This window comes from Luteibacter yeojuensis, from assembly GCF_000964085.1.
Taxonomy (GTDB): Bacteria; Pseudomonadota; Gammaproteobacteria; order Xanthomonadales; family Rhodanobacteraceae; genus Luteibacter; species Luteibacter yeojuensis_A.
Window position 1 is genome coordinate 1 of record NZ_JZRB01000037.1, and the last position, 11,470, is coordinate 11,470.

Genomic DNA, 11,470 nt, shown 5'->3' on the forward strand with positions numbered 1-11,470 from the left:
TCGCCCACCCGTGGGCTCCTACATTGCGGTGCTTACTTCGCCGGCACGAACTTCTTCAGCTTCTTCGGCACCGCGGTGTTTTTCAGCGTCACGTACAGCGGCAGGCCATCGTCGCCGTACGGCGGCGGGGCTTCGCCGAGGATCAGTGGCGCGAGGTAGCGCCGCGCGGCGGCCGTGATGCCGAAGCCATCCTTCGACATGAAGTTCTTCGGCATCTTCTTTTCGTGGTTGGCGATCTTGTCCAGCGGTGCGGCTTCGATCTTCCACTTATAGGGTTCATCGGACGTGCGCACGATCACCGGCATGACGGCGTTGAGGCCGTCGTGCGCGTATTCCACGGCCTTCTTGCCCACCGCGTAGGCCTGCTCCACGTCCACCTTGGCCGCGATGTGCCGGGCCGATCGCTGCAGGTAATCGGGCAGGGCCCAGTGGTACTTGTAGCCCAGTTTTTCCTTCACCAGCGCGGCCAGCACGGGCGCGGCGCCGCCCAGCTGCGCATGGCCGAACGCATCGCGCGCGCCGGTCTCGGCGGATTCGGCGAGGAACTTGCCGTCGGCGCCCTTCACGCCCTCTGACACCACCACCGTGCAGTAGCCCACCTTTTCCACGGTGGCCTGCACCCGGGCCAGGAACGCGGCCGGATCGAACACGTTCTCGGGGAACAGGATGATGTGCGGCGGGTCGCCCGCCTTGTTGCCGGCGAGCCCCGCGGCGGCGGCGATCCAGCCGGCATGGCGGCCCATCACCTCGATGATGAATACCTTGGTGCTGGTATCGGCCATGGAGGCCACGTCGAGGCTGGCCTCGCGCACGGCGATGGCGGTGTACTTCGCCACCGAGCCGAAGCCCGGGCAGTTGTCGGTCACCACCAGGTCGTTGTCGATGGTCTTGGGCACGCCGATGCAGTTCACCTCGTAGCCCAGCGCCTGGCCGATCTTCGACACCTTGTTGGCGGTATCGGCCGAGTCGTTGCCGCCGTTGTAGAGGAAGGTGCGGATATCGTGGGCCTTGAAGACCTCGATGAGGCGCTCGTACTCGGCGCGGTTCTGTTCCAGCGACTTGAGCTTGTAGCGGCAGGAGCCGAAGGCGCCGCCGGGGGTGTGCTTCAGGCCGGCGATGTTGGCCTTGGCCTCTTTCGTGGTGTCGATCAGCTCCTCGCGCAGCGCGCCGAGGATGCCGTTGCGGGCGGCATAGACGGGGATGCCCTTGTCGCGGGCGGTCTCGATGACCCCGGCGGCGGTGGCGTTGATGACGGCGGAGACGCCGCCCGACTGGGCGTAGAGGATCTTACCGGCGGCCATGCTGCGGTTCCTTCTGGGAGCGGTCGAGGGCCCGAGCGTAACCCGTCCGGCGTGCCCGTGGCTTGAAGGCATGGCGGCGCCGCCCGTTTGACGGGGTGGCGCCCCTGCCGTTACCTTGGGACCCATTTTCTTGTGCCCGGTGGCGGGTTTAACCCCACCATCCCGGTAAATTGGAGCATCAATGCGACTCGTGCTTTTCGGCGCCCCCGGTTCGGGCAAGGGCACCCAGGCGGCCCGCCTCAAGCAGGATTTCGGCATCCCGCACATTTCGACGGGCGATCTGCTCCGCGCGGAGATCAAGGCGGAATCCGAGCTCGGCAAGAAGGCCAAGAGCCTGATGGACGCCGGCCAGCTGCTGCCTGACGACATCATGCTCGGCATCATCGAGCACCGCCTGTCCGAGCCCGACGCCAAGCCGGGCTTCATCCTCGACGGCTACCCGCGCAACCTGGCCCAGGCCGATGCGCTCGACGGCGTGCTGGCCAGGATCGGCCAGCCGCTCGACGTGGTCGTCAAGCTCGAGGTGCCCAACGAGGCCATCGTCGATCGCTGCGTCATCCGTTTCGAGGCCGAGGGCCGCCCGGACGACAACCCCGATACCGTCAAGAAGCGCCTTTCCATCTATGCCGAGCAGACCGCCCCGGTGGCGGAGTTCTATGCGAAGCGCGGCAAGCTGAAGGTGGTCGACGGCGTGGGCGAGCTCGACGACGTCACCGGCCGCATCAAGGCGGCGCTGAAAGAAGCCACGGCCGCCAGCGCGTAAAGCCCGGCCCGTGCGCGTCCATATCCTTGGTATCTGCGGCACCTTCATGGGCGGCGTGGCCGCCCTTGGCCGCGAGCTGGGCCTCGAGGTCGAAGGCTCCGACGCCAACGTGTACCCGCCCATGAGCACCCAGCTCGAGGCCCTCGGCATCGGGCTGATGCAGGGCTACACCGCGGAACACCTGCAGCCCGCGCCCGATCTCGTCGTGGTGGGCAACGCCATGACCCGCGGCAACCCGGCGGTGGAGTACATGCTCGACCAGGGCATGCGCTACATCTCGGGGCCGCAGTGGCTGGGCGAAACGCTGCTGGGTGGCCGCGAGGTGCTGGCCGTGGCCGGCACGCACGGCAAGACCACCACCACCAGCCTGCTCGCGCACCTGCTCGAGCAGGCCGGCATGTCGCCCGGCTTCCTCATCGGTGGCGTGCCGGGCAACTTCGATGTCTCCGCGCGCCGCGGCACCGGCAAGCCCTTTGTCATCGAGGCCGACGAATACGATTCGGCGTTCTTCGACAAGCGCAGCAAGTTCGTCCATTACCGGCCGCGCATCGCCATCCTCAACAACCTGGAATACGACCACGCGGATATCTTCCCCGACGTGGCCGCCATCCAGCGGCAGTTCCACCACCTGGTGCGCACGGTGCCCGGCAACGGCCGGCTCATCGTCAACGCCGAAGACCCGTTCCTCGCCGAGGTGCTGGCCATGGGCGCGTGGACACCGGTGGAAACCTTTGGCATCGGCACGGGCGACTGGCAGGCCGAGCTGCTTGCCGCCGACGGTTCTCGTTTCCGCGTCAGCCGGCAGGGCACGGTGCTCGGCGACATCAGCTGGGGCTCGCTGGGCCGCCACAACGTCATGAACGCGCTGGCCGCGCTCGCCGCCGCCACGGCGGCCGGGGCCGACCCCGTCGCGTTGCTGCCGGCGTTCGCCAGCTTCGCCAGCGCCCGCCGGCGCATGGAGGTCATCGGCCAGGCGCGCGGCGTCACGGTGTACGACGATTTCGCGCACCACCCCACCGCCATCGCCACCACGCTGGAAGGCCTGCGCGCGAAGGTGGGCAAGGCGCGCATCCTCGTCGCGCTCGAGCCGCGCTCGAACAGCATGCGGCTGGGTGCGCACGCCGACGCGCTGGCGCCGTCGCTTGCCGATGCCGACCGCGTCGTGTTCCTGCAGCGGCCCGAGCTGCCATGGGATGCCGGCAAGGTCACCGGCGCGCTCGATGGCCGCGGCACCACGGTGCCGACGGTGGATGCGCTTGTCGCCGCGCTGGCCGCGGCAGCGGGCGAGGGCGACCACGTGGTGTTCATGTCCAACGGTGGCTTCGAAGGCGCGCCCCGGCGCTTTTTCGACGCCCTGCGCGCAGGTTAGACTGGCGGGCATGGCCGCGACCACGCCCGCGCTCGACCTCCCGCTGTTCCCCTTGTCGAACGTCCTTTTCCCGGGCGGTCACCTGCAGCTGCGCATCTTCGAGCCCCGCTACATCGACCTGGTGCGCGAATGCGCACGCACCGGCCGTGGGTTCGGCGTGTGCCTCATCCTCGAGGGCCGCGAGGCCGGCCAGCCGGCCATCCCCGCCGCGGTGGGCACGCTGGCCACCATCACCGATTTCCACACGCGCGACGACGGCCTGCTCGGCATCGTGGCCGAGGGCGGCCAGCGCTTCCGGGTCACCCGCACCCGCGTGCGTTCGGACGGCCAGGTGCGCGGCGATATCGCGCCGTGGCTGCCCGAAGAAACCATCGGCGTGCCGGCCGAGTTCGGCTTGCTTACCACTATCCTCGAGCGCCTGGCCGAACAGATGACGCCGCCGTGGCGCAGCGACGTGGCCGCCCGCGCCGACGACGCCAGCTGGGTGGGGTTCCGCCTCTGCGAGCTGCTGCCGCTCGACCCGAACGAGTGCCAGCACATGCTCGAGCTGGACGATCCGCTGCAGCGCCTCGCCGAGCTACGCGACATCCTCCCGCGCTTCCAGCGCGCCTGAGCGTTACCGCCATGGCATCGCTTGCCGGCAAGACCCTTTTCATCACCGGTGCCTCGCGCGGCATCGGCCTCGCCATCGGCCTGCGTGCCGCGCGCGATGGCGCCAACGTGGTCATCGCCGCCAAAAGCGGCGTGCCCAACCCGAAGCTGCCCGGCACCATCCATACGGCCGCCGCCGAGATCGAAGCCGTGGGTGGCCACGCGCTGCCGCTCAAGGTCGATATCCGCGAAGAGGCCGAAGTACGCATGGCCGCCGCCACGGCCGCCGAGCGCTTCGGTGGCATCGATATCGTCGTGAACAACGCCAGCGCCATCTGGCTCGCCGGCACCGAAGCCACGCCGATGAAGCGCTTCGACCTGATGCACCAGGTGAACACGCGCGGCACCTTCCTCGTCACCCAGGCCTGCCTGCCCTTCCTCAAGGACGCGGCCAACCCGCACGTGCTGATGCTGTCGCCACCGCCCAGCATCGATCCGCACTGGTACGCGCCGCACGTGGCCTACACCATCGCCAAGCTCGGCATGAGCCAGTGCGTGCTTGGCATGGCGCCGGAGTTCGCGCCCTTGGGCATCGCGGTGAACGCGCTATGGCCGAAGACGGTGATCGCCACGGCGGCCATCGGCATGATCGACGGGGTGAGGCCCGAAAACTGCCGCACGCCCGCCATCGTCGCCGACGCGGCGCACGCCATCCTCACCCGCCCCGCCCGCGAATTCACCGGGCGGTTCTGCATCGATGAGGATTTTCTCCGTGAAGAAGGTGTGACGGACTTCGACCGCTATGCCGTCGCGCCCGGCCAGCCCCTACTACCCGACCTGTTTCTCTAGCCACCGCAAGCACGGGCCCGGGCGCTGTCTGAGGTAGCCCGTTTGGTGTATGGCCGCATCCGGCATGCCGGGGTAACGTCGGTCAGCGTCGCGAAGTGCCTTTCCACCTTGCGATGTCGTGGGGCTTGCTGGCGTGCAGGGGGTGCCGGCGGCGGGTCCAAGGGTGAACCCGCTTTAGGCCGGGCAGGCCAGAGTTTGGGCGTGAGGAGCAGGCATGTCGCGGGGCGAATCGACGGGGCGATGCGTCGTCTGGGTAGGAAGGCCGAGCGTAGAAGAGCATTTTGGGTTGATCCGGGCCGGCTGGCGCACGCTGGTGGCCGATCCTGCCCGGCTCGACAGCGCGCTGCCGGAATGCGGCGAGACGGCGATAGCGGTGGTGGACCTGCGCGCAGGTGCCCAGGCGGCCGTGCGCGTGCTCCAGGAACTGCGTGACAACCATCCCGGGCTGGCGTGGATCGGCCTGACCGGCCAGCGCACGCCTGCCAACGATCCCTCCATCCAGCATGTGCTGCCGCAGGCGTTCGAGCTGATCGACGGCACGTCGTCGCTGCAGGCCCTGCGCCAGGCTTTGCAACGGGTGCCGGCCGACGGCATCCCGGTGGCCTTCGACGACGACCAGCCCAGCGTCATGACCGGCAACAGCCCGGCCATCCGCGCGTTGTCACAGAACATCCGCAAGTTCGCCCCCGTGGAGCTGCCGCTCCTGATCACGGGCGAGACCGGCACGGGCAAGGAAATGGCCGCCCGCGCCCTGCACCAGCTTTCCGGCCGGCGCGAGAAGCCGTTCGCCGCCATCAACTGCGGCGCGCTGCCGGCCAACCTCGTGCAGAGCGAGCTGTTCGGCCACGAGCGCGGCGCCTTCACCGGGGCCACGGCCCGGCGCATCGGCCACTTCGAATCCGCCGACGGCGGCACCGTGTTCCTCGACGAGATCGGCGACCTGCCGCTGGATGCCCAGACCAACCTGCTGCGCGTGCTGCAGGAAGGCACCATCGAGCGCATCGGCAGCTGCCAGTCCATCAAGGTGAACGTGCGCGTCCTGGCCGCCACCCATGTCGACCTGGAAAAGGCCGTGGCCCAGGGCCGGTTCCGCGAGGATCTCTTCTACCGCCTCAACGTGCTGCGCCTGCGCATGCCGCCCCTGCGCGAGCGCAGCGGCGACATCGAGCTGCTGGCCCAGCATTTCCTCGATGCGTTCCGCGAAAACTACGGCACCCGCGCGCGTGCCTTCAGCACGGCGGCGCGCAGGGCCATGAACAACTTCGCGTGGCCGGGCAACGTGCGCGAGCTGATGAACCGGGTGCAGCGCGCGGCGGTCATCGCCGACGATGCCCTCATCACGCCGGAAGACCTGGAGCTCAACGCCGACACGCCCGGCATCGACAAGGACAGCCTGGGCAGCGCCCGCACGTCGGCCGAGCGCGAGGCCATCGTCGACTGCCTGCGGGCAAGCGCCTTCAACATCAGCGAATGCGCCCGCCGGCTGCGGGTATCCCGCGTCACGGTCTATCGCCTGTGCAAGAAGCACCAGCTGGCCCTCGATCAGTTGCGCTAGCGGCAGGGTTCCCCCGGGAAAAGAAAACTCCCGGTCCTCTGGGGGACCGGGAGTTCCCATTCGTCGTCCGGCTTGGCAGGGTCGTCGGGCGAGCGAACATCACGGCACCGGGGCCTCGCCCTAAGGGAGCAAGCGGCATGCCACGGGCGGCATGCTTTGATTCGCAAGGAATTTCCCCCGCGTTGCCGTTTCCGGGCCGTTCATCGGTTGTAGCGTTCTGTAACAGGGCGTTACAACAACGGTACAGCCGTTGTCCGCGCGGCCCGCGCCTTATACGATGTGGTTTCCCCGCGGCGCAGCATGTGCCGCGCGGGCATCGGATCGATGTCGGGCCGCAGAACGTACCGTGCGATTCCATCCGTTCCTGTTTGGGGCCAGGCGCTGCGGCCGGGCCCGGGAGTCGTTTCCATGTCGTCGCATCCTGTCGAACCCTCCGATCTCATCGGCCTGGGCAAGCGCTATTGGCTTCCCGTGTACCGTCCCCGTGATGTCGTCCTCGACCACGGCAAGGGCGCGCGCGTGTGGGATACCGAGGGCCGCGACTATCTCGATTTCGGCGCGGGCATCGCCGTCAACGCGCTGGGCCACCAGGAGCCCGACCTTGTCGCCGCGCTCACCACGCAGGCCGGCAAGCTGTGGCATGCCAGCAACGTGTTCTGGACCGAGCCGCCGCTGCGCCTCGCCGAGGAACTGATCGGCCACGCGCCCTTCGCCACGCGCGTGTTCCTGTGCAACTCGGGCACCGAGGCCAACGAGGCCGCGATCAAGCTCGTGCGCAAGTGGGCGGCGTCGCAGGGCCGCGCGCCGGAGAACCGCGTCATCCTCACGTTCCATGGCTCGTTCCATGGGCGCACGCTCGCCTCGGTCACCGCCACGGCCCAGCCGAAATACCAGGAGGGCTACGAGCCGCTGCCCGGCGGGTTCCGCTACGCGCCGTTCAACGATGTGGCCGCGCTGGAAGAAGCCTTCGCCAAGGGCGGCATCGCCGCGGTGATGATCGAGCCCGTGCAGGGCGAGGGTGGCGTCACGCCCGCCGCGCCGGGCTTCCTCAAGAAGATCCGCGAGCTGTGCGACGAGCACGGCGCGCTCATGGTGCTTGATGAAATCCAGTGCGGCATGGGCCGCACGGGCGCGCTGTTCGCGCACACGCACGATCATGTCACGCCCGATATCGTCACGCTGGCCAAGGCACTGGGCGCGGGCTTCCCCATCGGCGCCATGCTGGCGGGGCCCAAGGTGGCGGACGTGATGCAGTTCGGTGCCCACGGCACCACGTTCGGCGGCAACCCCATGGCCGCCGCCGTGGCCCGGGTCGCGCTGCGCAAGATCGCCTCGCCCGAGGTGCTGCTCAACGTCGAGCGCCAGGCCAACGATATCCGCAAGGGGCTGGAGAAGATCAACCACGAGTTCCACCTCTTCTCGGAGGTCCGCGGCCGTGGCCTCATGATCGGCGCGGTGCTCGATGGCGCCTTCAAGGGCCGCGCGGGCGAAGTGCTCGATATCGCCGCGGCGCACGGCCTGCTCATCCTGCAGGCCGGCCCCGACGTGCTGCGCATCGTGCCGCCGCTCAACATCACCGATGAAGAAACCGAAGCGGGGCTGGAGCGGCTCCACGCCGCGCTGGCGGAGTTCGCGTCAGGCGAAGCAAAGGTGGCCTAAGACGAAAACGCCCCTGACGGGGCGTTTTTTTTCGCCGTATGTAGGAGCCCACCCCGTGGGCGACATCTCTTCGCGAGAAGCGTTCGCCCACGGGTGTGGGCTCCTACATGGCCATGGTTACGCCTTTAGGGTGGCGAACACCTCATCCGCGATCGCGATCGTCTCATCGATTACCGCATCGCTGTGTGCGCTCGACACAAACCCGGCTTCGAACGCCGATGGCGCCAGGAACACGCCACGCTCGAGCATCCCGTGGAAGAACCGGTTGAACGACGCGACATCCGCCGCCGTCGCCTGGGCGTAGGTCTCCACGGTTTCACCGGTGAAGAACAGGCCGAACATCGCGCCCACGCGCGTGGTGCTGAACGGGATGCCATGCTTCTTCGCCGCCGCGGCGATGCCATCGGTGAGCTTCGCGGTGCGCGCGGTGAGGTCGTCGTAGAAGCGCGGCGCCTGGATCAGCTCCAGCATCGCAAGGCCTGCGGCCATCGCCACCGGGTTACCCGACAACGTACCGGCCTGGTACACCGGGCCCGCGGGCGCCACCTGTTCCATCAGCTCGCGACGGCCACCGTAGGCGCCGACCGGCATGCCGCCGCCGATGACCTTGCCGAAGCAGGTGAGATCCGGGGTGATGCCGTAGTGTGCCTGCGCGCCGCCGAGGGCGACGCGGAAGCCCGTCATCACTTCGTCGAAGATGAGCAGCGCGCCATGCGCGGTGCACAGTTCGCGCAGGGCCTCCAGGTAGCCTTCCTTCGGCGGGATGCAATTCATGTTGCCCGCGACGGGCTCGATGATGAGGCCGGCGATATCGGCGCCGTGCTCGGCGAACAGCGCGTGCGCGGCGTTGATGTCGTTATACGGCAGCGTCAGCGTGAGGTCGGCGGCGGCCTTCGGTACGCCCGGCGACGTCGGCACGCCGAACGTCAGCGCGCCCGAGCCCGCCTTCACGAGGAAGCTGTCGCCGTGGCCGTGGTAGCAGCCTTCGAACTTCACGATCTTGTTGCGGCCCGTGGCGCCACGCGCCAGGCGGATCGCCGACATCGTGGCCTCGGTGCCCGAGTTCACCATGCGCACCATGTCGATCGACGGCACCAGCTTCACGATGGTCTGCGCCATCGTCACTTCGGCAGGGCCGGGCGTGCCGAAGCTCAGCCCATGCTGCGCGGCGGCCACGACCGCGTCGCGCACGGCAGGGTGGTTGTGGCCTACGATCATCGGGCCCCACGAACCCACGTAATCGATGTAGCGCTTGCCTTCCACGTCCCACAGGTACGGGCCATCGGCACGCGCGGTGAAAAACGGCTCGCCGCCCACCGACTTGAAGGCGCGGACGGGCGAGTTCACGCCGCCGGGCATCAGCTGGCGGGCGCGGGCGAAGAGGTCGTGGTTCGTGGTCATCAAAGGATTCCGGGGCGGGCGTCGAAAAGGTCGGCGAAGCGGCGCGTGGCCGCCTGGATATCGGGCGAGGCGAAGAGCGCCGAAACCACGGCGATGTAATCCGCGCCCGCATCGATCACCGGCCGTGCATTGTCGGGCGTGAGGCCGCCGATGGCCACGACGGGAAGGCCCAGCTGGCAGGCCTGCGTCAATACGTCGTGGGTGGTGACCGGCGCGTGCGGCTTGGTCGTCGAGGGGTACATCGCCCCGAAACCAAGGTAATCCGCGCTCTCGTCGCGCATCTGGCGCGCGCGCTCCAGCGAGCCATAGCAGCTGACGCCGATGATGGCGCCAGGCCCCAGCGCGGCGCGGGCCTCGGCGATCGATACATCCTGCACGCCGAGGTGCACGCCGGCGGCGCCGGTCTCCTTTGCCAGCACGACATCATCGTTGATGATCAGCGGCACGTCGTGGCGGGCGCACAGCGAGGCCAGTTCGGCGGCTTCCTGGCGCCGGCGCGCGGCATCGGTGGTCTTGTCGCGGTATTGCAGCAGGCGGGCGCCCCCCGCCAGGGCGGCTTCCACGGCCGCGAACAGGTCGTCGCGCGGCCCGTCGGTGATGGCATACACGCCCTTGCCGCTGAGTCGGGGGTGGGGGAGGGTGGCCATGGCTATCCTTCGGTGTGTGCGGCGCCGCGCTATCGCGGTAACGCCGGGGGTGACAGAATGCGAGACCTTCCAGCTTAACGATAATGCGGCACGCCATGAGCAACGAGACCCCAACCACCCTGCGCAAATGGATGTGCGTCGTCTGCGGCTTCATCTATGACGAAGCGCTGGGCCTGCCCGACGAAGGCATCGAGCCAGGCACCCGGTGGGAGGACATCCCCGATACCTGGACCTGCCCCGATTGCGGCGTGACGAAAGACGACTTCGAAATGGTCGAACTCGACTAACCCTGTTTTCGGGCGGCTCCCACCCGGGCCCCGCCCTTATGGGACCCGGCCCTTGTTATGGGACTTGGCCCCTGTGGGAGCCCGCTTGCGGGCGATAGCCACATCTCCGCCCCAATCCGCCACCCCCAAGGCACAAAACCCTGCTTCCATGATCCCAAGGCCGCGCAACGCGGCCGATTCGAGGAGGAAGCGGCCATGCAGCAGTTCATTCCCTTCAACGACCAGTGGGACGACCTCTCGGCCCTGGTGCCGTACGACGCCGCCGAGGCGCGCCCGGCGCCCGTGGCAGCGCGCGCCGTCGCCCTGTGCGGCAGCCGTTTCGAAGGGGAAGACCTGTTCGCGGGCTGGCCCGAAACCCCGATGCCTCAGCGCACCGTGCCCGGCGCGCCGTCGATCGTCAGCACATCGCCCAGCTTCAGCCCCAGCTTGCCCGCCGTGCCGGCATTGAGCTCCAGGACATAGCGCGCGGCGTTGTCGCCACTCGGGTAGATGGCGCAGGGATCGGCCTTGCAGGGCAGCGCGTTGAGCTGCATGGCGACGAGCTTCCGCGCGCTGTCGAAGTAGAGGATGTCGAGCGGGATAAGAGTGTTCTTCATCCAGAACGCGCGCGGCGCATCGCCAGGGAAGACGAAAAGCATGCCGTGGTCCGCATCCATGTGCGTGCGATCCATGAGGCCGTGCTCGCGTTGCGCGTCGTCGGTGGCGAACTCCACGCTGTATTTCGTACCGTGCAGCGACACCGACGGCGCATCGGCCGCGATGGCCGCGAACGGCGCAAAGCAAAGCGCCGCGGCAAGCATCCATGGCTTCATCGAATCACTCCTTATTAGTGTGGGGGGGAGGGGTGAGTCTATCGCGCCAAACTTTTTCAAAAATATGTCGTGAAACCCCTTCACAGATCGTCGATACGACCCTATACTTTCCTTCTGGTCGCGAACAAAGCAGCCCACGCGACAGTTCTTCGCTTCACCAACCCCCTCGAAAAAATGTTTCACAAGGGTGTTGACGGATACGAAAAACGATATAGAATGGGCGGCTCACTCAGGAC

At 68.0% G+C, this 11,470-nt stretch carries 11 protein-coding genes; 7 read left to right on the plus strand and 4 right to left on the minus strand.

Going from position 1 to position 11,470, the window contains the following annotated elements; all coding sequences use genetic code 11:
- Positions 1-32: 32 nt before the first annotated feature.
- Positions 33-1,301: a 6-phosphofructokinase gene (locus VI08_RS16075; protein ID WP_045830635.1), complete on the minus strand. Its 1,269-nt coding sequence runs from the start codon at positions 1,299-1,301 to the stop codon at positions 33-35.
- Between the two features lie 181 nt (positions 1,302-1,482).
- Between VI08_RS16075 and VI08_RS16080 the strand changes: the two genes are divergently transcribed.
- From VI08_RS16080 to VI08_RS16105, 6 genes are all read left to right on the plus strand, one after another.
- On the plus strand, positions 1,483-2,064 hold the full coding sequence (locus VI08_RS16080) for an adenylate kinase (RefSeq protein ID WP_045830636.1): 582 nt from the start codon (positions 1,483-1,485) through the stop codon (positions 2,062-2,064).
- A 10-nt stretch (positions 2,065-2,074) separates the two neighbouring features.
- Positions 2,075-3,433, plus strand: coding sequence for a UDP-N-acetylmuramate:L-alanyl-gamma-D-glutamyl-meso-diaminopimelate ligase (gene mpl, locus VI08_RS16085; RefSeq protein WP_045830637.1), 1,359 nt, complete (start codon positions 2,075-2,077; stop codon positions 3,431-3,433).
- A 10-nt stretch (positions 3,434-3,443) separates the two neighbouring features.
- Positions 3,444-4,046 carry an LON peptidase substrate-binding domain-containing protein gene (locus VI08_RS16090; protein WP_045830638.1) on the plus strand — a complete coding sequence of 201 codons (603 nt, stop codon included), beginning with the start codon at positions 3,444-3,446 and terminating at the stop codon, positions 4,044-4,046.
- A gap of 11 nt (positions 4,047-4,057) precedes the next feature.
- Positions 4,058-4,873, plus strand: a complete 816-nt coding sequence (locus tag VI08_RS16095; protein WP_045830639.1) for an SDR family oxidoreductase — start codon at positions 4,058-4,060, stop codon at positions 4,871-4,873.
- A 214-nt stretch (positions 4,874-5,087) separates the two neighbouring features.
- Positions 5,088-6,428 carry a sigma-54 interaction domain-containing protein gene (locus VI08_RS16100; protein WP_045830640.1) on the plus strand — a complete coding sequence of 447 codons (1,341 nt, stop codon included), beginning with the start codon at positions 5,088-5,090 and terminating at the stop codon, positions 6,426-6,428.
- 408 nt (positions 6,429-6,836) lie between these two features.
- Entirely contained in the window at positions 6,837-8,087 is a 1,251-nt protein-coding gene (locus VI08_RS16105; protein ID WP_045830641.1) for an acetylornithine/succinylornithine family transaminase, read from the plus strand.
- A 117-nt stretch (positions 8,088-8,204) separates the two neighbouring features.
- Here the strand turns inward: VI08_RS16105 and hemL are convergent, their stop codons facing one another.
- Complete coding sequence (hemL, locus tag VI08_RS16110) at positions 8,205-9,488, minus strand: glutamate-1-semialdehyde 2,1-aminomutase (protein ID WP_045830642.1); 1,284 nt, start codon at positions 9,486-9,488, stop codon at positions 8,205-8,207.
- Positions 9,488-10,135, minus strand: coding sequence for a thiamine phosphate synthase (gene thiE / locus VI08_RS16115; protein WP_045830643.1), 648 nt, complete (start codon positions 10,133-10,135; stop codon positions 9,488-9,490). The genes hemL and thiE overlap by 1 nt, the downstream gene beginning before the upstream one ends.
- 95 nt (positions 10,136-10,230) lie before the next feature.
- On the opposite strand from thiE, the gene VI08_RS16120 reads away from it, so the two are divergent.
- Positions 10,231-10,422 (plus strand): rubredoxin, encoded by a 192-nt coding sequence (locus tag VI08_RS16120; protein WP_045830644.1) that lies wholly within the window; start codon positions 10,231-10,233, stop codon positions 10,420-10,422.
- A gap of 365 nt (positions 10,423-10,787) precedes the next feature.
- On the opposite strand, the gene VI08_RS16125 is transcribed toward VI08_RS16120, so the two are convergent.
- The gene (locus VI08_RS16125; protein ID WP_084621568.1) at positions 10,788-11,234 is read right to left on the minus strand and encodes a DUF192 domain-containing protein; all 447 of its coding nucleotides are present in this window, start codon (positions 11,232-11,234) and stop codon (positions 10,788-10,790) included.
- Between the last annotated feature and the right edge of the window lie 236 nt (positions 11,235-11,470).